Below are 26,914 nucleotides of genomic sequence, written 5' to 3'. Positions count from 1 at the left end.
ACCACGCGGGTACGCAGGCTTCCACTGTGCGGCCGCCATTCCCTGGCAACCCCACCAACGGGCCAGTCTGCTAGCCCGCCTCGAATAACGCCATGGCCTCGACATGCGCCGTCTGAGGAAACATGTCGAGAATCCCGGCCCTTTTTAACCGGTACCCCTGACCGACCAGCACCTGGGCGTCTCGCGCCAGCGTGGCCGGGTTGCACGATACGTAGACCAGCCGCTTGGCCTTGAGGCGGGCGATATCTCGCACCACCTCGAAAGCACCGTCGCGCGGTGGATCCAAGAGTACCGCAGAAAAGCCTTCGGCGGCCCATTCGGCACCTGCCAAAGGCTGCGATAAATCGGCCTGAAAAAACCGTGCGTTATGCACATTGTTGTTTCGGGCATTGGCCGCAGCCCGATCGACCATGGCCTGTACACCTTCCACCGCCACCACTTCACGGGCCTGGCGGGCCAGCGGCAGGGCAAAGTTGCCCAGGCCGCAGAACAGGTCCAGCACACGCTCGTCGGCCGTGGGTGCGAGCCAGGCCAGGGCCTGCTCGATCATCGCCGTGTTGACCTGCGCGTTGACCTGCACGAAGTCGCCGGGGCGCCAGGCCAGTTCCAACTGCCAGGGCTCAAGGGCAAAGCCCAGTTTCGCGGCCGTATCCACGGGCGCCGGCTCACCTTCACCCTGCAGCCAGAGCTGCGCCCCGGCCTCCCTGCAAAATGCCTGCAGGCGTGCCAGGTCATCTTCCGCCAGCGGCGCAACATGGCGTACCAGCACGGCTTCGGCAGTGCCGCTGAACAGCTCGACATGGCCGATTACCTGCGGTTTGCTCAACGCACGCAAGGCGGTCGGCAAGTGACGCAGAATCGACTGCAAGGGCTGTACCAGCACCGCGCATTCGTCGATGGAAATGATCTCCTGACTGGCTTCGGCACGGAAGCCGACTTCCAGCTGACGCGCCTTGATGTCCCAGCGCACGGCTACCCGCGCCCGGCGTCGGTAGCCGAATTCCGGCCCGCTCAGCGGGACGGCCCATGCTTCGGGTTGTAGGCCGGCAACCCGCTGCAGTTGCTCGGCCAGCGTGCGCTGCTTGAGCGCCAGTTGCCCTTCGTGGGGCAAATGCTGCAGGTTGCAGCCACCACAGCGGGCATAGTGCCGGCACGGCGCCTCGCGCCGTTCGGGGCTGGCCTGCAGCACGCGTTCCAGGCGCGCCTCCACCACCTTGCCGCGGGCATTGAGCACGCGGGCCTCGACGGCCTCACCGGCCAACGCGCCGCTGACGAACCAGGTACGCCCTTCATGGAATGCGATGCCACGGCCGTCACCGGCCAGGCGCTCGATATCCAGGCGCTGTTTCTTGCCCACGGGAACCTGAGGGCTACGGTTGCCACCGGCTGGCTGGAAGCGCAGGCCGCTGTTGCTTTTCTTCTTGGACATTTAGCTCGGGTCAAACAGGCCAGTGGACAGGTATCGGTCACCACGGTCGCAGATGATTGCGACCATTACCGCGTTTTCCACCTCGCGAGACAGGCGCAGCATCGCCGCGACCGCACCGCCGGAAGACACGCCGCAGAAAATGCCCTCTTCACGGGCAAGGCGGCGGGTGATGTCTTCGGCTTCCTGCTGCGACATGTCGACCACGCGGTCCACGCGGCTGGCGTCGAAGATTTTCGGCAGGTATTGCTCCGGCCACCGACGGATGCCCGGGATAGCCGAGCCTTCCATCGGCTGCAGGCCGATGATCTGCACCGCCGGGTTCTGCTCCTTGAGGTACTGCGAGCAGCCCATGATGGTGCCGGTGGTACCCATGGAACTGACGAAATGGGTGATGTTGCCCTGGGTCTGCTGCCAGATCTCCGGGCCGGTGCTGTTGTAGTGGGCGATCGGGTTGTCGCCATTGGCGAACTGGTCGAGCACCAGGCCGCGGCCTTCGGCCTGCAGCTTCTCGGCGAGGTCACGGGCACCTTCCATGCCCTCCTCCTTGGTCACCAGGATCAACTCGGCGCCGTAGGCCGTCATGGCGGCCTTGCGTTCGGCGGTGGAGTTGTCCGGCATGATCAGGATCATCTTGTAACCCTTGATCGCTGCCGCCATCGCCAGGGCGATGCCGGTGTTGCCCGAGGTGGCCTCGATCAGCGTGTCGCCAGGTTTGATCTGGCCGCGCAGTTCGGCGCGGGTGATCATCGACAGCGCCGGGCGGTCCTTGACCGAGCCGGCGGGATTGTTGCCTTCGAGCTTGAGCAGAAGCGTGTTGCTGGTCTCTCCGGCAATGCGCTGCAGGCGAACCAGGGGCGTATTGCCGACGCAATCGGCGATGGTTGGGTACTGCAAGGTCATGGCGTATTTCACAATCCGGACGGCAGGGGCGCCTATCATACCGGCAAACCTTTCCCGGCCATATCACGCAATCTGTGATGCATATAGCTACACGCTATAAGCGGTGCGCTGCGGCCGCTTGTCGTCCTGTTCGCGGCCAACGGGTTCATGCGCGGGCAGGCGCATCCACAAGCGCAGGCCCCGCTTGCCATTCTCCGCCCACAAGGTCCCGCCCTGGCGCTGGATGGCGCTGCGGGCAATGCTCAACCCCAAGCCGAACCCGCCGTCGCCGGGGCGCGAACCATCCAGCCGGGAAAACGGCGCGAAGATCCGTTCCAGGTCCTCCTCGGCCACGCCCCGGCCTTCATCCTCCAGCCACAGCCACCAGTGGTTGCCCTCGCGCTGCCCGCCGAGGCGCACCAAGCCGTCGGCCGGCGAGTGACGGATGGCATTGCGCAGCAGGTTTTCCAGCGCCTGGGCCAGGTAATTGAGGTTGCCTTGCACCCAGCAACTGGCGGGCAGTTCGCAGCGCAGCCGCGCGGGTGACCAGCCGCTTTCGTAACTGGCATCTTCGGCGAGCAGGTCCCACAGCGCCTGGACCTGGATCGGCTCCAGGTTCATCGGCGCGCGCTCGGCGTCTTGCCAGGCCAGCTGCAAGGTGCCCTCGACCAGTTGCTGCATGCAGTCCACCTCACGCGCCAGCCGCTCGCGCAGGCCCTGCAGGTCGGTTTCGCCGTCACAGGCCACACGCAGCCGGCTAAGCGGCGTGCGCATTTCGTGGGACAGGTCGCGCAACATCTGCTGCTGCAGGGCCACGGTGCCCTGTAGCCGGTCGGCCATCTGGTCGAACGCCCGGGCCAGCTCGCCGAGCTCGTCATGCCGGGCGATGGTGCGCGGGTCGAGGCGCGCCGACAGTTGGTCGGCGCGCCAGGCATTGGCCTGCTCACGCAACTGGTTGAGCGGCACGATCAGCATGCGGTACAGGCCCACGCACAGCAGCAGGGTGAACAGGCCAGGGATGATGCCGTTGGTCACCACCCGCCACAGTACGCGGTACTGGCCGGGGTTGAGGCGTTCGGGCAGCTCGATCACCAGCATGCCCTGCTCCGGCGCCCCCGGGAATGGAATGCGCAGCCAAGGTTGGTCGACACTGCGCCGGCTCATGGGCCAGTCGACGCTGCGCAGGCGCGTCAGCCTTTGCATGATATCGGGGCGCAGGGTGGCGCTGTCGAGCGGCCGCAGGTTGCTGTCGAGCACGCCGACCCAGCCGCGCTCGCGCTGGTGCATCTCGCCCACCCACTGGTCCAGCCCTGCTCGCCCGCCGCTGCGCCAGGCCCGTTCGGCCTCGGCCGCGTAGCCGCGCAGCAACTGCCGCGCCGGCTCGGAAAGGAAGGCGTTCTGGGTTTCCATGTGCCGGCCCCAGGTGTAGCTCAGGCCGATCATCAGCAGGCAGAAGCCCACCAACAGAATGGCCAGCTTCCAGAACAGTGAATGGCGGTCGAGCATGGCCTACTCCATTTCGCTGGCGCTGAGCACGTAGCCCTTGCCCCAGACGGTGCGGATCTGCCGCTCCTGGTAGCCGATGCCCTTGAGCTTGCGGCGGATCTGGCTGACGTGCATGTCCAGGCTGCGATCATGCCGCGAGTAACCCCGCTGCAGAACCTGCTGATAAAGGAAGGGTTTGCTCAGCACCTCATCCAGGTTGCGGTTGAGGATCTCGAGCAGCCGGTATTCGCTCGGGGTGAGGCCGGCCAGGCGCCCTTCGAGCCGTACATCGCTGAGCGCTTCGTCAAACTGCAAACCGCCTGAAATGGCTTCCTGCTGCGGCTGATGACGCCGCTCCAGGGCCACACGCCGCAGGATCGCCTCGATGCGCACCTGCAGTTCGGCCATGCTGAAGGGCTTGGGCAGGTAGTCGTCGGCGCCCCGCTGAAAACCGCTGATACGATCGGCCTCGGCGCCCAGCGCCGACATCAGAATTACCGGCGTGGCGCTGCGCAGGCGCAACTGGGCCAGTGCATCCAGGCCGTTGAGCCCGGGCAGCAGGATGTCCATGAGCACCACATCGAAGGCCTGACGGCCTGCCGTTTCAAGGCCTTCGAGGCCATTGCGGCACCAGGTCACCTGGAAACCGCCCCGCTGCAGCTCTTCGTGCAGATAAGCGCCCAGTACCGGGTCATCCTCGATCGCAAGGATATTGGAGGCGTGAATAGCTACGGGATTCATTAGCAACTGCCATGCATTCTCAATTGCGCAATTATTGAGCATCCGCTCGGCTGTAAGCAACCGCCCTGCGACCAATGCCTTGCCAAGGCCACGAAAAGACAGACAAATGAGTGCAATACCGGAACAGGCGGAGTAACTTCCCGGCTTGGTCCGTCACGCGGTTGACGGCGTCCAGGCACATGACAGGAGGCAAGTGTGCTCGATCGTTTGGGAATCAGAAGCCGGGTCCTGTTGTTGGCCCTGCTGCCTGCCGGCCTGATGGCGCTGGTACTGGGCAGTTATTTCACCTGGTTGCAGCAAAGCGATTTGCGCACCCAGCTGCTGCAACGCGGCAAGATGATCGCCGAGCAACTGGCGCCACTGGCTGCGCCCGCCATGGCCCGCCTGGCGCCCGCGCAACTGGAGCGGATTGCCGCACAGACCCTGGAGCAAGCCGATGTGCGCGCCGTTGCCTTCCTTGCCCCGGACCGCACGCGCCTGGCCCATGCCGGCCCGAGCATGCTCAACCAGCCGCCAAGCGGCGGCACCGGCACCCAGTTGCTGCAACGCACCGGCAATGATGCCACCCGCTACCTGATGCCGGTCTTCGGCCACCACCGCGACCTGGCCACCGATGCGGTGCCAGCCGAGGCCGAACGCCTGCTGGGCTGGGTCGAAATCGAACTGTCGCATGACGGCACCCTGCTGCGGGGCTACCGCAACCTGTTCACCAGCCTGTTGTTGATCCTCGCCTGCCTGGCCCTCAGCGGCCTGCTGGCCCTGCGCATGAGCCGCACCATCAACGACCCGATCAAACGCATCAAGCACACGGTCAATCAGCTCAAGGACGGCCACCTCGACGAACGCCTGCCGGCCATGGGCAGCCATGAGCTGGACGAGCTGGCCCGCGGCATCAACCGCATGGCCGAGACCCTGCACAGCGCCCATGAAGAGTTGCAGCACAGCATCGACCAGGCCACCGAGGACGTGCGCCAGAACCTGGAAACCATCGAGATCCAGAACATCGAGCTGGACATGGCCCGCAAGGAAGCCCTGGAGGCCAGCCGGATCAAGTCGGAGTTCCTGGCCAACATGAGCCACGAGATCCGCACCCCGCTCAACGGCATCCTCGGTTTCACCCACCTGCTGCAGAAAAGCGAACTGACGCCGCGCCAGCTGGATTACCTGAGCACCATCGAGAAGTCCGCCGACAACCTGCTGGGGATCATCAACGAGATCCTCGACTTCTCCAAGATCGAGGCCGGCAAGCTGGTGCTCGACAGCATTCCGTTCAACCTGCGCGACCTGGTCCAGGACACCCTCACCATCCTCGCCCCTGCCGCCCACGCCAAGCAGCTCGAACTGCTCAGCCTGATCTACCGTGACACCCCGTCTTCACTGGTCGGCGACCCACTGCGCCTCAAGCAGATCCTCACCAACCTGGTGAGCAACGCCATCAAGTTCACCCGCGAAGGCACGATCGTCGTGCGCGCCATGCTCGAGGACGAACGCGAAGACAGCGCACAGCTTCGCATCAGCGTGCAGGACACCGGTATCGGCTTGTCTCCGCAGGATGTGCGCACCCTGTTCCAGGCCTTCAGCCAGGCCGACAACTCGCTGGCTCGCCAGCCCGGTGGCACCGGCCTGGGCCTGGTGATTTCCAAGCGCCTGATCGAGCAGATGGGCGGCGAGATCGGCGTCGACAGCACGCCGGGTGAAGGCTCGCAGTTCTGGATCAGCCTCAACCTGCCCAAGGCCCACGACGATGCCGAAGACCTGCCGCTGCAACCGCTGCTGGGGCGGCGCGCGGCCATCGTCGACAGCCATGAGCTGGCGCGCCAGGCACTGGAGCACCAGCTTGAGGACTGCGGCCTGAGCGTCAGCCTGTTCGCTTCTTTCGATCAACTGCTGCATGCCGTGCAGGCCGCCCATCAAGCTGGCCACCCGTTCGACTTCGCAGTGCTCGGCGCCAACCTGGGCAACCTCACCCCAGAGCAGCTCGGGGAATATCACCTGCACCTTGAGCGCTACCAATGCCAATGCGTGGTGTTGTGCCCGACCACCGAGCAGGCGCTGTATCACCCCTACCTGCCCAATGGGCATGGCCAGTTGCTGTCCAAACCGACCTGTACGCGCAAGCTGCGTCGGCTGTTGCTGGAGCTGGTGCAGCCACGTCGCCCGCTCGGCGAGCCAAACGTCCACAGCGGCCAGCGCCAGCCGAAGATCCTCTGCGTTGATGACAATGCGGCCAACCTGCTGCTGGTGCAGACCCTGCTCGAAGACCTCGGTGCCGAGGTACTGGCGGTGGACAATGGCTACGCGGCGGTGCAGGCAGTACAGGACGAGCCGTTCGACCTGGTGCTGATGGACGTGCAGATGCCCGGCATGGATGGCCGCGCCTGTACCGAGCAGATCCGCCTGTGGGAAAACGCCCAGAACGGCAGCCCGCTGCCGATCGTCGCCCTCACCGCGCATGCCATGGCCAACGAGAAACGCGCCCTGCTGCATGCTGGCATGGATGACTACCTGACCAAGCCGATCAGCGAGCGGCAGTTGGCCCAGGTGGTGATGAAGTGGACCGGCCTGAGCCTTGGCATGCCACAGCAGGAACGCCTGGCAGAACAACTGGCCAACAGTGACGAACTGAAGGTGCTGGACCCCGAGGAGGGCTTGCGCCTGGCAGCCGGCAAGCCCGACCTGGCGGCCGACATGCTGGCCATGCTGCTGGCGTCGCTGGAATCCGATCGCGAGGCGATACGCGCTGCGCGTGAAGCGCACGATCACACCACGCTGATCGAGCAGGTACACCGCCTCAACGGCGTTTCGCGTTATTGCGGCGTGCCGCAACTACGGGCGGCATGCCAGCGCAGCGAGACCTTGCTCAAACAGGAGCATCCGCTTGCACAGCAGGCACTGGATGAGCTGGACAGCGCGATCAACCGGCTGGCCTGTCAGGCTCACCTGAATGCCTGACAGGCCAGGCGGCTACAATACCCAGCCCCTCGCAAAGGAAGCCCGACCATGCGCGCCCTGTTGTTCAGCAGCCAGCACTACGACCAGGAGAGTTTTACCCAGGCCGCCGCCGGCACTTTATTGGACCTGCACTTCCAGCCTGCCCGCCTGACCCTGGACACCGCGCCCCTCGCCGATGGCTACGAGGTGGTCTGCGCCTTCATCAACGATGAACTCGACGCCCAGGTGCTGGCGCGCCTGGCTGCGGGCGGCACGCGCCTGATCGCCCTGCGCTCGGCGGGCTACAACCATGTCGACCTGAACGCCGCCCAACGCCTGGGTCTGGCCGTGGTACGGGTACCGGCCTACTCGCCACACGCCGTGGCCGAGCACGCCGTGGCCCTGATCCTCGCCCTCAACCGGCGGCTGCACCGGGCCTACAACCGCACCCGCGAAGGCGACTTCACTTTGCACGGCCTGACCGGCTTCGACCTGCACGGCAAGACCGTCGGGGTGGTCGGCACCGGCCAGATCGGCGTTGCCTTCGCCCGCATCATGGCCGGCTTCGGCTGCCAGTTGCTGGCCTACGACCCCTACCCCAACCCGGAGCTGCTGGCCCTCGGCGCCCGCTACCTGGCACTGCCCGAGTTGCTGCGCGAAGCGCGCATCATCAGCCTGCATTGCCCGCTGACCGAGCACACCCGGCACCTGATCAACGCGCAGAGCCTCGCGCAGTTGCAACCCGGGGCGATGCTGATCAACACCGGCCGAGGAGCCCTGGTCGACACCCCGGCCCTGATCGACGCGCTCAAGCGCGGCCAGCTCGGCTACCTTGGCCTGGATGTGTACGAGGAAGAGGCCCAGCTGTTTTTCGAAGACCGCTCCGACCTGCCACTGCAAGACGACGTGCTGGCCCGGCTGCTGACCTTCCCCAACGTGATCGTCACCGCTCACCAGGCCTTCCTGACCCGCGAAGCCCTGGACGCCATCGCCACCACCACGCTGGACAACATCAACTGCTGGATGGCAGGCAATCCACAGAATCTGGTATTGGGTTAATGCTAGGATACGCGGCATTTCTGGAGGACCCATGGTCGAGCACGATTTCCGCTACACCCTATTCAACCCGCAACACACCCTGATCGAGTGCCGCGCCCTGGTACCCGGCCGCTATCAGGTGACCGGCAACGGCGGTTCGATGCACAAGGGCGACACTTTGCTGGTCACCCTCAAGGGCAGCAAGGACTTGTCCATGCGCCTGTCCGTGGAAAGCGTGCGACACCTGATCAACCCGCGCGGCCAGTGGGTCGCCGTGGCCAGCGGCCCGGTGTTCAACGAACTGGAAATCCTCAACTGGCAGGTCGCGTGCGACCAGTGCGACGCACTGCTGGATTTCGAGTTCGCGGTGGACGCCAAGCTGGGCAAGAAAGCCCGCCAACCGGCTGCCAGCGCACGTATCGCTGAGCTGGGCTGGGCCAGCCGTGGCGAAAAGCACCTGTGCCCGCGTTGCCAGGAGAGCGCTGCGTGAAAAATCTGCTGACCGGCGTGCTGATTGCCACCAGCCTGCTCGGCTGCGCCGCGCAACCGTCGAAGCTGCAGCAGGAGCGCAGCTATGTGCTGGAGTGGATCGGCGAGCGCCCGCTGATTGACTACAGCCACCTCACCCTGACCCTGGCCAGTGATGGTCGCGCGTATGGCAATGGTGGCTGCAACCACTGGTTTGCACCTTATACGCTGGACGGCGAGCAGCTGAGCTTCGGCAAGGTCGGCAAAACCCGCAAACTGTGCGCACCGGCGCTGATGGAGCAGGAAAAACGCTTCTTGCAGGCGCTGGAGACCGTACAGCGCTGGGATGTGTCGCCGGTGGAGCAGTTGCGCTTCTGGCCGGCCGAGGGCAAGCCATTGCGGTTCTGGCCTGAGGAAGGCTGAAGGTAATGGGGCTGCTGTGCAGCCCCATTTACATCAAGCGCCCTTCAGCGCCTTGATCTTGGCCTGCAGCCCTTCCAGGGTCTGCTCACCCATCAGTTGCTCACGCACCTTGCCCTTGTCATCGATGATGTAGGTCACCGGCAGCGCCTCGCTGCGTGGCAGCTCATAACGCTCGGCCGGGTCCTGCGCCAGCACGGTAAAGCCGATGCCCAAGGTGTCGGCAGCCTGCTTCAGGTCCTGGCCCTGCAAGCCATCGAAGTTCACCCCAACCACCTTGATACCGTCCGCTGCCCATTGCTTGGCCGCCGCGTTCAGTTCAGGGATTTCGGTACGGCACGGGCCGCACCATTCGGCCCAGTAGTTGAGCACCAGCCAGTGCCCCTCGATCTGCTCGGCCTTTACCGTGTTGCCGTGTTGGTCCACGCCGTAGTCGGCACCGCAACCACCGAGCAAAAGGCTCGCGGTGATGGCCAGTACTGCTGCCAAACGCCTTGCCATGGGTCAATCCTTCTCGAAGTTTCAAGCAAATGGTTCAGTCGCTGCGGTTAGAATAGCCGCCACACCCAGCTGGATGCGACCCGACATGACTGACCTGACGCTCTATCATAACCCGCGCTGCTCTAAATCCCGCGGCGCGCTGGAACTGCTCGAAGCCCGTGGCCTGACGCCAACCATCGTGCGCTACCTCGAGACACCGCCGGACACCGCCACCCTGGCAGCCCTGCTCGGCAAGCTGGGGATCGCCCCGCGCCAGCTGCTGCGCACCGGCGAAGACGAATACAAGGACCTGAACCTGGCCAACCCGGCCCTGACCGACGCGCAACTGATCGACGCCATGGCTAAGCACCCTAAGCTGATCGAGCGGCCGATCCTGGTGGCCGGCGACCGCGCCGTGATCGGCCGCCCGCCGGAGAAGGTGCTGGAGATCCTGCCGTGAGCCAGCCCTTCATCCTGGTGTTGTATTACAGCCGCCATGGCTCCACCAGCGAGATGGCCCGGCACATCGCCCGCGGTATCGAAATGGCCGGTATGGAGGCACGCCTGCGCACGGTGCCGGCGATTTCTACCGAATGCGAAGCCGTGGCCCCGGACATCCCGGCCAGCGGCGCGCTGTACGCCACCCTCGACGACCTGCGCCATTGCGCCGGCCTGGTGCTGGGCAGCCCGACCCGCTTCGGCAACATGGCCGCGCCGCTGAAGTACTTCCTCGACGGCACCAGCAGCCTGTGGCTGGGCGGTGAGCTAGTCGGCAAGCCGGCTGGGGTGTTCACCTCCACCGCCAGCCTGCACGGTGGCCAGGAAACCACCCTGCTGTCGATGATGCTGCCGCTGATGCACCACGGCATGCTGGTGATGGGCCTGCCCTACAGCGAGTCGGCATTGCTCGAAACGCGTGGCGGCGGTACACCGTACGGCGCCAGCCACCATGCCGGTGCCGACGGCAAGCGTGAGCTCGATCAGCACGAAATCACCCTGTGCCGCGCCCTCGGCCAACGCCTGGCAACCACGGCCAAGGCCCTGGAGGCCGCGCGTGGCTAGAAAGCCCAAGGTGTTGCCGCCGCTGGACTGGCTGGCACCGCGCCTGCGCCTGACGCGGGCGTTGAGCCTGGCCTGCTTTTTTGGGCTGATCGCGTTGCTGGTGGCGAACAACCTGTGGTTCGCCAACTTGCACGGGGCACGGGTCGAGGTAATTCTGGCGGTCGAGCTGGTGCCGCTGCTGTTGCTGCTGCCGGGTATGCTCACGGGCAGTGCCCGGGCGCATGCCTGGACCTGCTTTGTGGTGAACATCTACTTCATCAAGGGGGTGCTGGCGGCGTTCGACCCGGCGCGGGCGGTGTTTGGCTGGATTGAGGTGATCGTGAGCCTGGGGCTGTTCGTCAGCGCGCTGCTGTTCGTGCGCTGGAAGTTCCAGCATGAGCGGCGCCTGGCGGGCGAAGGGGCTTGAGTTCAGGGCTGCTTTGCAGCCCCCGCAATTTCAGTGGTTGACGGTATGCGCCAGCATCACCGACAACTGGCACAACGGCCGCCCGCTCTCTTCGTGCCACTGGTTGAACGCCTGCTGCACCAAGGCCAGGTCTCGCTGGCTGGTCGGTTGCTTGTCGATCACCTTCTGCGCAATCAGCGCGGCGGCCATGTCGTCGGTCGGGATAAACGTATCCTTGCCGACCATGCGCAAGAAGCGCGGTGCCGACAAGCCGCCCAACTGGTTGCCCTGCTTGGCCAGGTACTTCCACAAGCCGACGATGTCGGTCACCGGCCAGTCGGCGATGAACGCGCCGAAACTGCCCTTCTCCTTTGCCACATCAAGCACCATCTGCGCATTGCGCGGCACGCTCTTGAGCTTGCCCAGGTGGCGGATGATGCGCTCGTCCTGCATCAACCGCTCCAGGTGCTCGGCGCCCATCAGCACCACCTTGTGCGGATCGAAGCCAAAGAACACTTGCTCGAATGCCGGCCACTTGGCATCCACCAGGCTGTGCTTGAGCCCGGCGCGGAACACGCGCAGGGCCAAGGTCGACAGGTAGCGATCGTCACTGATGCCACGCAGTTGCGCAGGCGTGCGTGGCTGCGGCAGAAAGGCCTCAAGGGCCTGGGCCGAGCCGAAGCGGTTCAGGCAGTACTCATGCAGCCACTGGTAATCGCGCATGGGGTCAGATGTTCAGCACGTCGAGAAAACGCGGCGTGGCGCTTTCGTCGATCTTCAGGCTGGTGAAATCGAACAGGTTGCGGTCCGCCAACTGCGACGGCGCGACGTTCTGCATGGCGCGGAAGATGCTCTCGGTACGGCCCGGGTGCTTGCGCTCCCACTCCACCAGCATGTCCTTGACCACTTGGCGTTGCAGGTTTTCCTGCGAGCCGCACAGGTTGCACGGGATGATCGGGAATTCGCGCATGTCCGAGTAGGCCTGGATGTCCTTCTCGCTGCAGTAGGCCAGCGGGCGGATCACCACGTTACGGCCATCGTCGGCACGCAGCTTGGGTGGCATGCCCTTGAGCGAGCCATTGAAGAACATGTTGAGGAAGAACGTCTCGACCATGTCGTCGCGGTGGTGCCCCAGCGCCATCTTGGTCGCGCCGATTTCGTCGGCGAAGGTGTACAAGGTGCCACGGCGCAGGCGCGAGCACAGCGAGCAGGTGGTCTTGCCTTCGGGGATCAGTTCCTTGACCACCGAGTAGGTGTCTTTCTCGACGATGTGGTACTCGACGCCCAGGGTCTTGAGGTAGGCCGGCAGCACATGCTCGGGGAAGCCGGGCTGCTTCTGGTCCATGTTCACCGCCACGATCTCGAACGAGATCGGCGCCACCTTTTGCAGGTGCAACAGAACGTCGAGCATGGTGTAGCTGTCCTTGCCGCCGGACAGGCAGACCATGACCTTGTCGCCATCCTCGATCATGTTGTAGTCGGTGATGGCTTCGCCAGCGAGACGACGCAGGCGTTTTTGCAGTTTGTTCTGGTTGACCGAGAGGGTGCCCATAGCGCTTGGATCCGCGAGGTGTGACAAAAGCCGGCTATTTTACGCACAAACCGCGCGGCGCTGTAGGCATTCCGATAAAGACTTCAAGGTAATCAGCAGGCGGTCTTACAGCGCAATTTGCTCTAAAAAGCGCGGTTTGTGCAGGTAACGGCTTCCTATACTGCGACATAAGGCCACATTACCGCTTGCATTGGTGTTCGGGCCTCGGGCCGCTTGCGCTCCATCTGGGGGGCGTTTGGCAACATTGAGAGGAGTGATCGGCATGATTCATCACGTTGTGGGGCTGTTTACCCATCCCGATCAGGAATGGCGGGAAATTCGTGGCGAAGAAGAATCCATCAGCCACATGTACCTGACGCACACCTTGATCCTGGCGGCGATCCCTGCCGTTTCCGCATTCATCGGTACCACCCAGGTCGGCTGGGTGATTGGCGACCGGCCGGCAGTGATGCTGACCATGGAAAGCGCTATCTGGATGAGCATCATGTCCTACCTGGCGATGCTCGCCGGGGTGGCGGTAATGGGCGCGTTCATCCACTGGATGGCGCGCACCTACGATGCCAACCCGTCCATGGCGCAGTGCATTGCCTTCGCCACCTACACCGCCACGCCGTTGTTCCTCGGCGGCCTGGCGGCGCTCTACCCGCACCTGTGGCTGGGCATGCTGCTCGGCACTGCAGCCATCTGCTACACCGTGTACCTGTTGTATGTCGGCTTGCCGACGTTCATGAACATTCCATCCGATGAAGGCTTCCTGTTTTCCAGCTCGGTGCTGGCGGTAGGCCTTGTGGTACTGGTGGCGATCATGGCCGCGACCGTGATCATCTGGGGACTGGGCGTGGGGCCCGTCTACACCAACTAGAGCAACCCAACGAGATCCAACCAACACTGGGGCATCAACCAGAGGCCGCCGCAAGGCGGCCTCTGGCTGTGCGCTGACCGGTGGCTCGGCAAGCCGCCAAGGCTTGCGGCATAATGCCCGGCAAGGAGAATTACCCCGCCATGCCAGAGCTGCTCAGACAACGCGTCGAAACCTGTTACCAGCAAGCCGAAACCTTCTTCAAACGCCCCTTCCCGCGCCCGGAAGTCAGCTTCAAACTGCGCGGTCAGAAGGCCGGCGTTGCCCACCTGCACGAGAACCTGCTGCGCTTCAACCTGCAGCTGTACCGCGAAAACCACGAAGACTTCCTGCGCCAGACCGTCGCCCACGAGGTGGCGCACCTGGTGGCTCACCAGCTGTTTGGCGAGCGCATCCAGGCCCATGGCGAAGAGTGGCAACTGATCATGCGTGGGGTGTATGAGCTGCCACCCAACCGTTGCCACAACTATGAAGTGCAACGGCGCGTGGTAACCCGCTACATCTATCGCTGCCCGTGCCCACAAGGTGATTTCCCGTTTACCGCACAGCGGCACAAGCTGGTGCGCCAGGGGCGACGGTACCTGTGCAAGCGCTGCCGGGAGATTCTGGTGTACAGCGGCGAGACGCGCGTCGAATAGCCCGCACCGACCTCCCCCGCAAACAGCACCTCCCTCAGCAGCAAAAAAAAGGCGACCCGAGGGTCGCCTTTTTCGTACCAGCCTGCGCCTTACTTCTCGACGAAGGCACGCTCGATCAGGTAGTCACCCGGCTCACGCATACGGGCGGAGACTTTCAGGCCGAAGCTGTCCAGCACTTCGCTGGTCTCATCCAGCATGCTTGGGCTGCCGCAGATCATCGCGCGGTCGTCCTGCGGGTTGATCGGCGGCAGGCCGATGTCGCTGAACAGTTTGCCGCTGCGCATCAGGTCGGTCAGTCGGCCCTGGTTCTCGAACGGCTCGCGGGTCACGGTCGGGTAGTAGATCAGCTTGTCGCGTACCGACTCACCGAAGAACTCGTTCTGCGGCAGGTGCTCGGTGATGAACTCGCGGTAGGCCACCTCGTTCACGTAACGCACGCCGTGAACCAGGATCACCTTCTCGAAGCGCTCGTAGGTTTCCGGGTCCTGGATGACGCTCATGAAAGGGGCCAGGCCAGTGCCGGTGCTCAGCAGGTAGAGGTGCTTGCCCGGGTTCAGGTCGTCGAGGACCAAGGTACCGGTAGGCTTCTTGCTGATGATGATCTCGTCGCCTTCCTTCAAGTGCTGCAACTGGGAAGTCAGCGGGCCGTCCGGCACCTTGATGCTGAAGAACTCCAGGTGCTCTTCCCAGTTCGGCGAGGCGATGGAATAGGCGCGCATGAGCGGGCGACCGGTTTCCTGCTGCAGGCCGATCATCACGAACTGACCGTTCTCGAAGCGCAGGCCCGGGTCACGGGTGCACTTGAAGCTGAACAGAGTGTCGTTCCAGTGGTGCACACTGAGGACACGTTCGTGGTTCATGTTGCTCATCGATGGGGCTCCTGAAGAAAGACGCAGCGCGCGCAAAACGCGCAGTTGCGCGATAGTTTAGGGGCAGCGACAATATCTGTTAACTGAATTATCAAGATATGTGTTATCGGTTATATAGATATGCGATTCACACTCCGTCAGCTTCAAGTCTTCGTCGCCGTGGCCCAGCATCAAAGCGTCTCTCGAGCCGCCGGCCTGCTGTCGCTGTCGCAGTCGGCTGCCAGTACCTCCATCACCGAGCTTGAGCGCCAATCCAGCTGTCAGCTGTTCGATCGCGCCGGCAAACGCCTGAGCCTCAACGCCCTGGGCCATCAACTGCTGCCGCAGGCCGTGGCCCTGCTCGACCAGGCCAAGGAAATCGAAGATCTGCTCAATGGCAAGTCCGCCTTCGGTTCGCTGGCGGTCGGCGCCACACTGACCATCGGCAACTACCTGGCGACCCTGCTGATCGGCAGCTTCATGCAGGTGCACCCGGAAAGCCAGGTCAAGCTGCACGTGCAGAACACTGCGCATATCGTGCACCAGGTCGCCCACTACGAAATTGATCTGGGTCTGATCGAAGGCGATTGCAACCACCCTGACCTTGAAGTTCAGCCTTGGGTCGAGGACGAGCTGGTAGTGTTCTGCGCGCCACAACACCCCTTGGCGACGCTAGGCCACGCGGATATCCAGACATTGTCCCAGGAAGCCTGGATTCTTCGCGAGCAGGGCTCCGGTACACGCCTGACCTTTGACCAGGCCATGCGCCATCATCGCGCCAACCTCAACATCCGCCTGGAGCTGGAACATACCGAGGCCATCAAGCGCGCGGTGGAATCAGGCCTGGGCATCGGCTGCATCTCGCGCCTGGCCCTGCGCGATGCGTTCCGCCGCGGCAGCCTGGTACCGGTGGAAACGCCGGAGCTGGACTTGATGCGCCAGTTCTACTTCATCTGGCACAAGCAGAAGTACCAGACGTCGGCCATGCGCGAGTTTCTTGAGTTGTGCCGCAACTTCACCGCGGGCTTTACCCGCAGTGACGAGATCGTGCTGCCACCAATCGCCTAGAGCAGAATCACACCCCAGACCAGGGCAACCATGGTCAGCGCCACCAGTTGCGCGGCGCTGCCCATGTCCTTGGCGTTTTTCGACAAGGGGTGGCGCTCAAGCGAAATACGGTCGATGGCGGCTTCCACCGCCGAGTTGAACAGCTCGACGATCAGGCCCAGCAGGCACACCGCGATCATGATCGCCCGCTCTGCGCGGCTGACCGGCAGCCAGAAGGCCGTCGGGATCAGCAGCACGTTGAGCAGGACCAGCTGACGGAACGCGGCCTCGCCCTTGAAGGCAGCGCGCAAGCCGTCCAGCGAATAGCCGGCGGCGTTGAAGATGCGTTTGAGGCCGGTCTGGCCTTTGAATGGCGACATGTGCGTCACTTCACCGATAAAAGGCCGGCAGACTAATCCAGCGTGGGTCAAAAAAGCGTGAAGAGGCAGGCAGTTAGTGGCTGGCAACCGATTCAAGTTGTTGCAGCAACAAGGCCGCCTGGGTGCGAGTACGCACGCCCAGCTTGCGGAAGATCGCCGTCACGTGGGCCTTGATGGTGGCCTCCGAGACGCTGAGCTCGTAGGCGATCTGCTTGTTCAGCAAACCTTCACAAACCATGGTCAGTACGCGGAACTGCTGCGGCGTGAGGCTGGCCAGCCCTTCGCTGGCGGCCTTGGCCTCAGCCGAAACGTCGACTTTCTCGAACGCCTGCGGTGGCCACCAGACCTCGCCGTCCAGCACCTTGCGCACGGCGTCCTGAATCACTTCCAGCGGGCTGGACTTGGGGATGAAGCCACTGGCGCCAAATTCGCGCGACTTGACCACAACCGCTGCTTCTTCCTGCGCCGATACCATCACCACGGGGATCTGCGGGTATTGCCCACGCAACAGGACCAGCCCGGAGAAGCCATAGGCGCCCGGCATGTTGAGGTCCAACAGCACCAAATCCCAGTCGGCTTTCTCGCTCAGGCGGGTTTCCAGTTCGGCAATGCTCGCAACTTCAACCAGGCGTACATCGGCGCCAAGGCCCAGGGTAACAGCCTGGCGCAGGGCGCCACGAAACAGCGGGTGGTCATCGGCAATCAGGATTTCGTAAGTGGCCATCGATCTAAGGATCCTGTTCTGTGCCAGGCGCGTGCGGGGTAGTCAGGGCGCTTGGCGGAAAGGCACGGCAAAGTCCGGGGTAACAGCATTTTCGGCGTGCCCGAATCGGCGCCAAGGATGCCGAGCACGGTCGGGGTGGTCAAGACAATTGCCCTGCCGTCCTCGCCCACCCTGGCTGCCAGCCCCGTCATTATGAACCAATCCGGCATCACTGCCCCTTGGACTATAGGAAGGTATGCAAACGCTGATGCGCGTCGTCCTGCTCGTCCAGCGGCAAATGCCGCTTGGCGCTCAGGTAGTGCAGGCTGAACACGTCCAGGTAGGCGTCCAGGGCCTGCGAGGCACGCTGATCGCCAGCCAGTTCCAGGCACATGGCGGCCACTTCCGCCGTGCAGAAGTGGTCGTCACGCTTGGAACGGCGCAAGCGGTAGCGCGACATCTGTTCGGCTTCAAGGCTCAGCACCGGGAAACGGTCCAGGTACGGGCTCTTGCGAAACATCTTGCGCGCCTCGGTCCAAGTGGCGTCGAGCAGTATGAACAACGGCCGTTTACCGGGCTCGCGCACCACCTGGTTGACTACCCGCTCTTGGGCAACGAACTCGCCGGGGAAGACGATATAGGGCTGCCATTGAGGCTGTTCGAGCAGCGCCAGCAGGTTGTCATCGACTGCAGTGCGCTGCCAGCCGAAGGCCGAGGTGTCCTCGACCAGGTCGGCAATCAGCCAACCGGTGTTGGTCGGTTTGAGTGGCTCGGTGTCGTGCATCAGCAGGCACACACCCGACTCCGCCGGCACCCGGGGCTTCCAGGCACACAGGCAATGGCTGGCAATGACCCGGCATTGCGGGCAACGGACGGCCCGAGAACCCCGGGCAATGAACGGCTTGTTGCTGCGGGCCAGGCGTTCGGCGCGCAGGCGCGCTACCGCGTGGCTCATGCTGGCAGGCCTTTGGAAAGGTTGAAGATGGACACTGCGAGGGCTCGGAAACTCAAAACGCAAGTCTACCAGAGCGGGCGTCATTTGCCGTGCAGCGGGACTGGCCGGGCCCTTATAATCGACACTTTGGCGTACCCGACCAGCCGTCAAGCGACCCTCAGGGAACGCCACCTGCCGGCGCATGTCAAACCGCCAGTCAATGAACCAGGAGAGATACATGCTGCGCCTTATCGTCCCGACCTTGAGCCTTTTGCTCACCCTGCCCCTGGCGGCCCAGGCGGCGTCCAAGCAGGACTACGATCTGAACAAGATGCTGCAAAAGGTCGCCAAAGAGAGCAGCGTCGGCACGCCCCGCGCCGTCAACGAAGACATCCTCGACCAAGGCTACACCGTCGAAGGCAAGGCCCTGGTCAACCACCTGAGCGTGCGCCAAAGCCATGCCGAGCGCATGCAGGGTAACCCGGAACAAGTCCGCAGCCAGTTGGGAGACAGCGTTTGCCGTAACAGCGGTTACCGTAACCTGATGTCCAAGGGCGCTGTAATGGTCTATCGCTTCACGGTGTACAAGACCAACCAACCAGTCATGGACCAGGCATTCGATGCCGCCAGCTGCGTTGCGGGCAACAAAAAGAAGTAAACCGATGACCTAGACCACCCGCTGGTCATCAGGCGCGCGCCACTGCTCTTCTTCGGCATCGGCGCGCAATTCTGCCAGAAGCGCCTGTAGGTAGCGTGACTGGCACTCCAGCTCCGAAAGCCTGCGACGACACTCTGCCTCAAGGCTCAGGTGGTGCACCTGCGCCGCATTTTCCAGCTGCTGATAGAGCTGCTGGTCCACCTCGATGATCAAGCGATGCATACCGCCACCTCCTGCATCGATACGTTTCGCTTCCCCAGTTAACCAAACCCTCAGCGCCATTGGGTGCGCGCCGACCAGCGGCGGCTGCAATGACTGCGGCACGATCAGGCGCGAGGGTCTAGATTGATATCGAGTACACCCGAATCGACGAGATGGATTGATTGCTACTGCACCCTGGCCGTGAAGGCCTACTGCAACGCTCGAACTGCACACTCGAGCATCAGCAGCCAGCGACGCATGCAGTGTCGCGGCCGGGACACCCCATCGACCCGGTCAGAGGTTTTGCTGCAGAAGGAGACGTTGAATGCCTTACCAACCCAATGAGCTGTTGTTCAATCATTTCAGGGACAACAACATCGACCTGAGCAAGATCGACGAACAACTGCAACTCGTTGCACCGAACAGCCCCAATCTGCCCCTGTACCGCGACATGATGCTGACCATCCTGCGCATGGCCCACGACGACACCGATCGCTGGAGTGCCAAGATCACCCTGCAGGCGTTGCGCGAGCTGGACCACTCGTTCCGCGCACTGGAACGCTACAAGGGCCGACGCAAGGTGACAGTATTCGGCTCGGCCCGAACGCCACTGGAACACCCGATGTACGCCCTGGCCCGCGAGCTGGGCGCCACCCTGGCCCGCTCCGACCTGATGGTCATTACTGGCGCCGGTGGTGGCATCATGGCTGCAGCCCACGAAGGGGCCGGCAGCGAACACAGCCTGGGCTTCAACATCACCCTGCCCTTCGAGCAACATGCCAACCCCACGGTGGACGGCACCGACAAACTGTTGCCCTTCCACTTCTTCTTCATTCGCAAGCTGTTTTTCGTCAAGGAAGCCGATGGCCTGGTGCTCTGCCCGGGCGGGTTCGGCACGCTGGATGAAGCACTCGAAGTGCTCACCCTGATCCAGACCGGCAAGAGCCCTTTGGTGCCGGTGGTGTTGCTCGACTCACCCGGTGGCAGCTTCTGGCGCGATTGCCTGGCCTTCATCAGCCGCCAGCTCGAAGAGAACCGCTACATCCTGCCCAGCGACCTCAAGTTGGTGCGCCTGGTGCACAGCGCCGATGAGGCGGTGGAGGAAATCAACCAGTTCTACAGCAACTACCACTCCAGCCGCTGGCTGAAGAACCAGTTCGTGATCCGCATGCATCACCCGCTCAGCGAGGCTGCGCTGTATGACATTCAGGAAGGTTTCGCCGATTTGCGCCTGAGTGGCAAGTACCACCAGCACGCCGACAGCGGCGCGGAGCATGAGGTAGGTAACTTCAGCCACCTGACCCGGCTGTCGTTCGCCTTCAACGGCCGCGACCAGGGCCGGCTGCGCGAGCTGGTGGACTTCATCAACCTGCCGGAGAACTGGGCCAAGCCGCAGCCCATGCACACGACCCAGCGGGCCAGGGAGGCATTGAAGGTCAATTGAACCACCCACCGCCGGGTAGGGGTAAATCGGCCTCTGCGAATATCGCGGCCTCTGTAGGAGCGGCCTTGCGTCGCGAAAGGGCTGCGCAGCGGCCCCAGGTTCTGTGTCGTAGCAGAGGGGCCGCTGCGCAGCCCTTTCGCGACGCAAGGCCGCTCCTACAGGGAACCGTGAGGTTTCAGTAATCGTCGAGGTCGCGACCACTAAGCAACCGGCTGATCATCTCCATGGAGAAACCACGGTAGGCCAGAAAGCGGGTCTGCTGGCCACGGCTGCGGGGGTCATGGGGGCGCTGGCCGGCAAACTTGCGCTGCCAGACATCCATGAGCCGCTGCGCCCAGTCCACACCGCTTTCACGCAATGCCTGATCGATATCGCCACGCGCCAGGCCGCGCTGGCCAAGCTCTTCGCGTATACGCGCAGGGCCATAGCCGGAATTGGAGCGATACCGGATGAAGCTTTCGAGGTAGCGGACTTCGCTGAGCAGCCCTTCTTCGGCGAGCCGGTCGAGCTCAGGCTCGATCAACTCATCCGAAGCGCCGCGCTGACGCAACTTGCGCGTCAGCTCGACGCGACCATGCTCACGTCGCGCGAGCAGGTCCATGGCTGTCCGCCGAATGGCGACGGGGGTGTCGAGTACGGCGGACATAATCGGCTAACTACAACCGCTATCAATAACCGGCTTCGGCATCAGCCACGTCGTCGGCCTTGGCCTCGACTGCGGCAGCCTTGCCTGCTTCGGCGGCAGCACCAGCCTTGAGCAGCTTCTCGCGGATCTGCTTCTCGATCTCGGCGCCAATGGCCGGGTTCTCAGCCAGGTACTTGGCGGCGTTGGCTTTACCTTGGCCGATCTTGTTGCCCTGGTAGGCGTACCAGGCACCGGATTTCTCCACCAGCCCCTGAGAAACACCCAGGTCGATGATCTCGCCGTTGCGGTAGATGCCCTTGCCGTAGAGGATCTGGAACTCGGCCTGACGGAACGGCGGCGAGACCTTGTTCTTGACGATCTTGACGCGGGTTTCGCTGCCGACCACTTCATCGCCTTCCTTGACCGCGCCGGTACGGCGGATGTCCAGGCGCACGGAGGCGTAGAACTTCAGGGCGTTACCACCGGTGGTGGTTTCCGGGCTGCCGAACATCACGCCGATCTTCATACGGATCTGGTTGATGAAGATGACCAGGCAGTTGGCGTTCTTGATGTTACCGGTGATCTTGCGCAGCGCCTGCGACATCAGACGGGCCTGCAGCCCCACGTGCATGTCACCCATCTCGCCTTCGATCTCGGCCTTGGGGACCAGAGCAGCCACGGAGTCGACGATGATCACGTCAACCGCGTTGGAACGCACCAGCATGTCGGTGATTTCCAGGGCCTGCTCGCCAGTGTCCGGCTGCGAAACCAGCAGGTCGTCGACGTTGACACCCAGCTTGCCGGCGTATTCCGGGTCGAGGGCGTGCTCGGCGTCGACGAAGGCGCAGGTGGCGCCGTTCTTCTGGGCTTCGGCGATGACCGACAGGGTCAGGGTGGTTTTACCCGAGGACTCCGGGCCGTAGATTTCGACGATACGGCCTTTTGGCAGGCCGCCGATACCGAGGGCAATGTCCAGGCCCAGGGAACCGGTGGAGATGGCCGGGATGCCAGTGCGCTCGTGGTCGCCCATGCGCATGACCGCGCCCTTGCCGAATTGGCGTTCGATCTGACCCAGGGCCGCAGCCAAGGCGCGTTTCTTGTTGTCGTCCATTGAAATCCTCACGTGTTCGACTTGGCCCTGATGGCCGGAATACCTGTATAAGTAGCCAGTATTATTCCACAGCGAAGCGCGCGAGCAAACCCCTGTCGTCGATTTACTCGGCACCAAGCTGTAACAAGCCGTCTAGCGCGGCGATCACCGTTTGTCGGCGCACCGCATTGCGGTCGCCGTCAAACTGGCGGCGTTCGCTGAAGACATGGCTGCCATCGGCCCAGGCCAGCCACACGGTGCCCACCGGTTTGGCCGGCGAGCCACCGTCTGGCCCAGCCACCCCGCTCACCGCCACCGCAAACCGTGCGCCGCTGGCGGCTTGCGCCCCCCGGGCCATGGCTTCGACCACTTCCTGGCTGACCGCACCCACCTGGCCGAACAGCGCCTCGGGCACCCGCAGCTGGCGGGTTTTCTGGGCATTGGAGTAGGTCACGTAGCCGGCTTCGAACCAGGCCGAACTGCCGGGAATGCGGGTGATGGCCTCGGCGATGCCGCCGCCGGTGCAGGATTCGGCGGTGGTCACCTGGGCGTTGAAGCGGCGCAGGTGTTCGCCCAGGCGGGCGGCAAGCGTGGTGATCGGGTCCATGTCAGGCTCCTTGAAGACTGGGCACTACCCTACCACCCCATGACCAGTACAGCCTCAGGAAACCTTCAGGCTGTCCCGGGCAATCGCACTGAACGCAAGCTCGTCGCGCGGCCCAAGGCGAGGCAGCCCGGCTGGCCACTCCTGGGTCCAATCCAGGCCGCCCAGCTTGCGCATGTCCTCGATCGCCGAACGCCACCAGATCACCTTGCAAGCACGCTGGTAATCGTCACTGCCGATGACACTGCCATAAAGAAGCTTGCGGCCGATACCGCGCAGCTCTGGTGGCACGCGCTTGAGGCTCCACTTGACCGATAGCCGGTTGAGCCAGGACGGCACCGGGCGATGCGCCGGCACCTTCAAGGCCAGGCCAGGCATCTTGGCAGCAAAATGTTCACCGTGACGGGCGAAGAAGATCTCGAGGATGGCGTGGATGTATTGCTTCATTGCAAAGTAGTGGCTGATCACGCCACGCGCCTGGTTGATCTGCGCACCGTGCAACTCGAACGAGAAAGCGATCTGCTCGATGGTGTGCAACGCTTGCGCGTAGGGTGTCCATGCATCGATACGCTGGATCGCACGCTCGGCGATACCGGCGTTGTCACGGGTAAAGCCCATGACGCCGCTGTTGCACAGCAGCAGCTCGTCGGCCGGCGCAGCGCCATCACGGGCAAGCCCTGTGGTGAAGCCCCGGTAGTAGTCACTGCGTGACGCCTCGGCCCAGCTCATCTCGATTTCGTCCACCAGGTACTGCCCGACATCTACTTGGCTGAACAGCTTCTGCGGCGTTTGCAGGAAGACCGTGTCGGTATCGATGAACACCGTCTTGTCCGCCCATTGCCCGGCATAGGCAATGGCGCAGGCCTTGCGCCGATGCGTGTAGCCACCGTCCCCGGTCCAGGCGTGCAGCGTCTGCTCATCCAGCGCGATCACCTCGACGGGCCACCCTGCGAAGGCCTGCGGCTGGTCGGTCAGCACACGGATCACCGGCAGCTCGGCCGGCTTGCAGCGAGCCAGGGCTGTGAGGATGCTGAACTTGGCCTCTAGCTGATAAATCCGGCGCTCACCATAAAGGAGGTAGATCAGCTGTTGCTTTACATAAGGGACACTGCTGGACAGGTTCATCTACGTCACGGCTGGGGGCAGGCAAAAAGGCCGAGCATTCTAGTGGAGTAATCGGCGAAGCTCCATCACTGCCCGCCGAACTGCGCGCACATGCCCTACCGCAGCCGCCTGCATCTGGATGAAAAAGCCTGTACCATTGCCGGTTTTACCATCGCCAACCAGATCACCCGCTGTAAGGCCCTGAATGTCTGATCTCTCCGCACACACCCCGATGATGCAGCAGTACTGGAAGCTGAAGCACCAGCACCCGGACCAGCTGATGTTCTACCGCATGGGCGACTTTTACGAGATCTTCTACGAAGATGCGAAGAAAGCCGCGAAACTGCTGGATATCACGCTGACCGCGCGCGGTCAGTCGGCGGGCCAGTCCATCCCCATGTGCGGCATTCCCTTCCATTCGCTCGAAGGTTACCTGGCCAAACTGGTGAAGCTCGGCGAATCGGTGGTGATCTGCGAGCAGATTGGCGACCCAGCCACCAGCAAGGGCCCGGTGGAACGCCAGGTGGTGCGCATCATCACCCCCGGCACGGTCAGCGACGAAGCGCTGCTCGACGAGCGCCGCGACAACCTGATCGCCGCGCTGCTGGGCGATGAGCGCCTGTTTGGCCTGGCGGTGCTGGATATCACCAGTGGCAACTTCAGCGTGCAGGAGATCAAGGGCTGGGAAAACCTGCTGGCCGAGCTCGAACGCATCAACCCGGTCGAGCTGCTGATCCCCGACGACTGGCCGCGCGACCTGCCCGCCGAGAAGCGCCCCGGCGCGCGCCGCCGTGCGCCTTGGGACTTCGACCGCGACTCGGCACGCAAGGCGTTGTGCCAGCAGTTCGCAACCAAAGACCTCAAGGGCTTTGGCTGCGACAAGCTGACCCTGGCCATTGGCGCTGCCGGCTGCCTGCTGACCTACGCCAAGGAAACCCAGCGTACTGCCCTGCCGCACCTGCGCAGCCTGCGCCACGAACGCCTGGACGACACGGTGATCCTCGACGGCGCCAGCCGCCGCAACCTGGAGCTGGACATCAACCTGGCGGGCGGGCGCGACAACACCCTGCAGTCGGTGATCGACCGCTGCCAAACCGCCATGGCCAGCCGCTTGCTGAGCCGCTGGCTGAACCGCCCGCTGCGTGACCTCAAGGTGCTGCAGGCGCGCCAGGACTCTATCCGCTGCCTGCTCGACGGCTACCGCTTCGAAAAGCTGCAGCCGCAGCTCAAGGAAATCGGCGACATCGAGCGGATCCTCGCCCGTATCGGCCTGCGCAATGCCCGCCCACGCGACCTCGCCCGCCTGCGTGATGCCCTCGGCGCCCTGCCCGAGCTGCAGAACGCCATGGCCGAACTGGAAGCGCCGCACCTGGCGCGCCTGGCGGCCATCACCGGCACCTACCCGGAGCTGGCCAGCCTGCTGGAGCGGGCAGTGGTCGACAACCCGCCGGCGGTGATCCGTGACGGCGGCGTGCTCAAGGCCGGCTACGACAATGAGCTGGACGAGCTGCTGGCGATCAGCGAGAACGCTGGCCAGTTCCTGATCGACCTGGAAGCCCGCGAGAAGGCCCGTACCGGCCTTGCCAACCTCAAGGTCGGCTACAACCGCGTGCACGGCTACTTCATCGAACTGCCGACCAAGCAGGCCGAACAGGCCCCGGGCGACTACATTCGCCGCCAGACCCTCAAGGGCGCAGAGCGCTTCATCACGCCGGAGCTCAAGGCGTTCGAGGACAAGGCACTGTCGGCCAAGAGCCGCGCCCTGGCCCGCGAGAAGATGCTCTACGATGCCTTGCTCGAAACCCTGATCAGCCACCTGGCACCGCTGCAGGACAGCGCCGCCGCCCTGGCCGAGCTGGACGTGCTGAGCAACCTCGCCGAGCGCGCACTGAACCTCGACCTGAACTGCCCCCGCTTCGTCGACGAGCCGTGCCTGCGCATCGAACAGGGCCGGCATCCGGTGGTCGAGCAAGTGTTGACCACGCCGTTCGTGGCCAACGACCTGGGCCTGGACAACAGCACCCGCATGCTGATCATCACCGGCCCGAACATGGGCGGTAAGTCCACCTACATGCGCCAGACCGCACTGATCGTGCTGATGGCGCACATCGGCAGCTTCGTACCGGCAGCCCAGTGCGAGCTGTCGCTGGTGGACCGTATCTTCACCCGTATCGGCTCCAGTGATGACCTGGCCGGCGGGCGCTCGACCTTCATGGTCGAGATGAGTGAAACCGCCAATATTCTGCACAACGCCACCGACCGCAGCCTGGTGCTGATGGACGAAGTAGGCCGCGGCACCAGCACCTTCGACGGCCTGTCGCTGGCCTGGGCCGCCGCCGAGCGCCTGGCCCAGCTGCGCGCCTACACGCTGTTCGCCACGCACTACTTCGAACTCACGGTACTACCGGAGAGCGAACCGCTGGTGGCCAACGTGCACTTGAATGCCACCGAGCACAACGAGCGAATCGTCTTCCTGCACCACGTACTGCCAGGCCCTGCCAGCCAAAGCTATGGCCTGGCCGTGGCCCAACTGGCCGGGGTGCCCACTGCCGTGATCCAGCGTGCCCGCGAGCACCTGGGCCGCCTGGAAACGGCGAGCCTGCCGCACGAGCAGCCGCACAGCACAAAGGCCAAGGACGCGCTACACGTCCCGCACCAGAGCGATCTGTTCGCCAGCCTGCCACACCCGGCCATCGAGAAGCTGGGCAAGCTGGACCTGGACGACATGACCCCGCGCCAAGCTATCGAAATGCTATATCAACTAAAGAACCTGTTATAACGGCGCCCACTACAAGCTGGTAGAATCCGCCGCGGTTTGCTGGTGCTGCAGGTTATTAGCCTGGCCTGCAGCCACATACCCGTAAACCGCGCGGCCCTGAGAGGAAGGGCCGCCGCCGTCGCCTGAGGAG

29 protein-coding genes are annotated in these 26,914 nt (G+C 63.7%); 13 read left to right on the top strand and 16 right to left on the bottom strand.

What is annotated here, in order from left to right:
- Positions 1-70: 70 nt before the first annotated feature.
- The 4 genes from rlmD to HU766_RS06155 all read right to left on the bottom strand — a co-directional run bounded on the left by rlmD (position 71) and on the right by HU766_RS06155 (position 4,534).
- Positions 71-1,429, bottom strand: a complete 1,359-nt coding sequence (gene rlmD / locus HU766_RS06170) for a 23S rRNA (uracil(1939)-C(5))-methyltransferase RlmD (protein ID WP_186654553.1) — start codon at positions 1,427-1,429, stop codon at positions 71-73.
- Entirely contained in the window at positions 1,430-2,329 is a 900-nt protein-coding gene (cysM, locus tag HU766_RS06165; RefSeq protein ID WP_156311322.1) for a cysteine synthase CysM, read from the bottom strand.
- An 87-nt stretch (positions 2,330-2,416) separates the two neighbouring features.
- On the bottom strand, positions 2,417-3,814 hold the full coding sequence (locus HU766_RS06160; RefSeq protein ID WP_186654550.1) for a sensor histidine kinase: 1,398 nt from the start codon (positions 3,812-3,814) through the stop codon (positions 2,417-2,419).
- A 3-nt stretch (positions 3,815-3,817) separates the two neighbouring features.
- Complete coding sequence (locus HU766_RS06155; RefSeq protein ID WP_186654549.1) at positions 3,818-4,534, bottom strand: response regulator transcription factor; 717 nt, start codon at positions 4,532-4,534, stop codon at positions 3,818-3,820.
- A gap of 195 nt (positions 4,535-4,729) precedes the next feature.
- On the opposite strand from HU766_RS06155, the gene HU766_RS06150 reads away from it, so the two are divergent.
- Genes HU766_RS06150 through HU766_RS06135 form a run of 4 tightly spaced genes read left to right on the top strand, consistent with a single transcriptional unit; the run spans position 4,730 to position 9,394 of the window.
- Entirely contained in the window at positions 4,730-7,486 is a 2,757-nt protein-coding gene (locus HU766_RS06150; protein ID WP_186654547.1) for a response regulator, read from the top strand.
- A 48-nt stretch (positions 7,487-7,534) separates the two neighbouring features.
- Entirely contained in the window at positions 7,535-8,524 is a 990-nt protein-coding gene (locus HU766_RS06145) for a 2-hydroxyacid dehydrogenase (protein WP_186654546.1), read from the top strand.
- A gap of 31 nt (positions 8,525-8,555) precedes the next feature.
- Positions 8,556-8,993, top strand: a complete 438-nt coding sequence (locus HU766_RS06140) for a hypothetical protein (RefSeq protein WP_033700828.1) — start codon at positions 8,556-8,558, stop codon at positions 8,991-8,993.
- On the top strand, positions 8,990-9,394 hold the full coding sequence (locus HU766_RS06135; RefSeq protein WP_186654544.1) for an META domain-containing protein: 405 nt from the start codon (positions 8,990-8,992) through the stop codon (positions 9,392-9,394). The genes HU766_RS06140 and HU766_RS06135 overlap by 4 nt, the downstream gene beginning before the upstream one ends.
- Before the next feature lie 33 nt (positions 9,395-9,427).
- Here the strand turns inward: HU766_RS06135 and HU766_RS06130 are convergent, their stop codons facing one another.
- Complete coding sequence (locus HU766_RS06130) at positions 9,428-9,892, bottom strand: TlpA disulfide reductase family protein (RefSeq protein ID WP_033700831.1); 465 nt, start codon at positions 9,890-9,892, stop codon at positions 9,428-9,430.
- 85 nt (positions 9,893-9,977) lie between these two features.
- On the opposite strand from HU766_RS06130, the gene arsC reads away from it, so the two are divergent.
- The 3 genes from arsC to HU766_RS06115 are packed head-to-tail and all read left to right on the top strand — an operon-like array spanning position 9,978 to position 11,339.
- On the top strand, positions 9,978-10,331 hold the full coding sequence (gene arsC, locus HU766_RS06125) for an arsenate reductase (glutaredoxin) (protein WP_186654541.1): 354 nt from the start codon (positions 9,978-9,980) through the stop codon (positions 10,329-10,331).
- A complete protein-coding gene (gene wrbA / locus HU766_RS06120; RefSeq protein ID WP_033700833.1) occupies positions 10,328-10,933 on the top strand; it encodes an NAD(P)H:quinone oxidoreductase in 606 nt (201 codons plus the stop codon). The genes arsC and wrbA overlap by 4 nt, the downstream gene beginning before the upstream one ends.
- Positions 10,926-11,339 carry a DUF2069 domain-containing protein gene (locus HU766_RS06115; RefSeq protein ID WP_186654529.1) on the top strand — a complete coding sequence of 138 codons (414 nt, stop codon included), beginning with the start codon at positions 10,926-10,928 and terminating at the stop codon, positions 11,337-11,339. Before wrbA ends, HU766_RS06115 begins: the two co-directional genes overlap by 8 nt.
- Before the next feature lie 30 nt (positions 11,340-11,369).
- Here the strand turns inward: HU766_RS06115 and HU766_RS06110 are convergent, their stop codons facing one another.
- Complete coding sequence (locus HU766_RS06110) at positions 11,370-12,041, bottom strand: DNA-3-methyladenine glycosylase I (RefSeq protein ID WP_186654525.1); 672 nt, start codon at positions 12,039-12,041, stop codon at positions 11,370-11,372.
- A gap of 4 nt (positions 12,042-12,045) precedes the next feature.
- The gene (ttcA, locus tag HU766_RS06105; protein WP_033700837.1) at positions 12,046-12,870 is read right to left on the bottom strand and encodes a tRNA 2-thiocytidine(32) synthetase TtcA; all 825 of its coding nucleotides are present in this window, start codon (positions 12,868-12,870) and stop codon (positions 12,046-12,048) included.
- A gap of 262 nt (positions 12,871-13,132) precedes the next feature.
- Between ttcA and HU766_RS06100 the strand changes: the two genes are divergently transcribed.
- Together HU766_RS06100 and HU766_RS06095 are read left to right on the top strand one after the other, a co-directional pair.
- Complete coding sequence (locus HU766_RS06100; protein ID WP_033700838.1) at positions 13,133-13,732, top strand: Yip1 family protein; 600 nt, start codon at positions 13,133-13,135, stop codon at positions 13,730-13,732.
- A gap of 140 nt (positions 13,733-13,872) precedes the next feature.
- Entirely contained in the window at positions 13,873-14,367 is a 495-nt protein-coding gene (locus HU766_RS06095) for a SprT family zinc-dependent metalloprotease (protein ID WP_186654522.1), read from the top strand.
- A gap of 89 nt (positions 14,368-14,456) precedes the next feature.
- Here HU766_RS06095 and fpr read toward each other — a convergent pair whose 3' ends face one another.
- Complete coding sequence (gene fpr, locus HU766_RS06090) at positions 14,457-15,236, bottom strand: ferredoxin-NADP reductase (protein ID WP_033700840.1); 780 nt, start codon at positions 15,234-15,236, stop codon at positions 14,457-14,459.
- A gap of 120 nt (positions 15,237-15,356) precedes the next feature.
- On the opposite strand from fpr, the gene finR reads away from it, so the two are divergent.
- Positions 15,357-16,283, top strand: a complete 927-nt coding sequence (finR, locus tag HU766_RS06085; RefSeq protein ID WP_033700841.1) for a LysR family transcriptional regulator FinR — start codon at positions 15,357-15,359, stop codon at positions 16,281-16,283.
- Here finR and HU766_RS06080 read toward each other — a convergent pair.
- From HU766_RS06080 to HU766_RS06070, 3 genes are all read right to left on the bottom strand, one after another.
- Entirely contained in the window at positions 16,280-16,642 is a 363-nt protein-coding gene (locus HU766_RS06080; RefSeq protein ID WP_027595832.1) for a diacylglycerol kinase, read from the bottom strand. The genes finR and HU766_RS06080 overlap by 4 nt on opposite strands.
- A 73-nt stretch (positions 16,643-16,715) precedes the next feature.
- Positions 16,716-17,366 carry a response regulator transcription factor ErdR gene (erdR, locus tag HU766_RS06075; RefSeq protein ID WP_027595831.1) on the bottom strand — a complete coding sequence of 217 codons (651 nt, stop codon included), beginning with the start codon at positions 17,364-17,366 and terminating at the stop codon, positions 16,716-16,718.
- Between the two features lie 223 nt (positions 17,367-17,589).
- Positions 17,590-18,300: a tRNA-uridine aminocarboxypropyltransferase gene (locus tag HU766_RS06070; protein ID WP_033700842.1), complete on the bottom strand. Its 711-nt coding sequence runs from the start codon at positions 18,298-18,300 to the stop codon at positions 17,590-17,592.
- A gap of 217 nt (positions 18,301-18,517) precedes the next feature.
- Between HU766_RS06070 and HU766_RS06065 the strand changes: the two genes are divergently transcribed.
- Complete coding sequence (locus tag HU766_RS06065; RefSeq protein ID WP_033700844.1) at positions 18,518-18,937, top strand: quorum-sensing-regulated virulence factor family protein; 420 nt, start codon at positions 18,518-18,520, stop codon at positions 18,935-18,937.
- A gap of 9 nt (positions 18,938-18,946) precedes the next feature.
- Here the strand turns inward: HU766_RS06065 and HU766_RS06060 are convergent, their stop codons facing one another.
- Positions 18,947-19,159, bottom strand: coding sequence for a hypothetical protein (locus HU766_RS06060; RefSeq protein WP_033700845.1), 213 nt, complete (start codon positions 19,157-19,159; stop codon positions 18,947-18,949).
- Between the two features lie 304 nt (positions 19,160-19,463).
- Here HU766_RS06060 and HU766_RS06055 point away from each other — a divergent pair, with 304 nt between their 5' ends.
- Positions 19,464-20,582 carry an LOG family protein gene (locus HU766_RS06055; RefSeq protein ID WP_033700846.1) on the top strand — a complete coding sequence of 373 codons (1,119 nt, stop codon included), beginning with the start codon at positions 19,464-19,466 and terminating at the stop codon, positions 20,580-20,582.
- Positions 20,583-20,757: 175 nt separating this feature from the next.
- On the opposite strand, the gene recX is transcribed toward HU766_RS06055, so the two are convergent.
- The 4 genes from recX to HU766_RS06035 all read right to left on the bottom strand — a co-directional run bounded on the left by recX (position 20,758) and on the right by HU766_RS06035 (position 24,026).
- Positions 20,758-21,228 (bottom strand): recombination regulator RecX, encoded by a 471-nt coding sequence (recX, locus tag HU766_RS06050; protein WP_186654519.1) that lies wholly within the window; start codon positions 21,226-21,228, stop codon positions 20,758-20,760.
- Positions 21,229-21,250: 22 nt separating this feature from the next.
- A complete protein-coding gene (recA, locus tag HU766_RS06045) occupies positions 21,251-22,318 on the bottom strand; it encodes a recombinase RecA (protein WP_033700849.1) in 1,068 nt (355 codons plus the stop codon).
- Between the two features lie 103 nt (positions 22,319-22,421).
- Positions 22,422-22,904 (bottom strand): CinA family protein, encoded by a 483-nt coding sequence (locus HU766_RS06040; protein WP_186654515.1) that lies wholly within the window; start codon positions 22,902-22,904, stop codon positions 22,422-22,424.
- Between the two features lie 54 nt (positions 22,905-22,958).
- A complete protein-coding gene (locus HU766_RS06035) occupies positions 22,959-24,026 on the bottom strand; it encodes a hypothetical protein (protein ID WP_186654513.1) in 1,068 nt (355 codons plus the stop codon).
- 184 nt (positions 24,027-24,210) lie between these two features.
- On the opposite strand from HU766_RS06035, the gene mutS reads away from it, so the two are divergent.
- Positions 24,211-26,784: a DNA mismatch repair protein MutS gene (gene mutS, locus HU766_RS06030; RefSeq protein WP_033700852.1), complete on the top strand. Its 2,574-nt coding sequence runs from the start codon at positions 24,211-24,213 to the stop codon at positions 26,782-26,784.
- Positions 26,785-26,914 lie beyond the last annotated feature (130 nt).

It is taken from the genome of Pseudomonas sp. SWRI77 (assembly GCF_014269105.1).
Classification (GTDB): Bacteria; Pseudomonadota; Gammaproteobacteria; order Pseudomonadales; family Pseudomonadaceae; genus Aquipseudomonas; species Aquipseudomonas capeferrum.
Note: the sequence above shows the minus strand (reverse complement) of the source record. Positions and strands in the feature narration are given on the sequence as shown.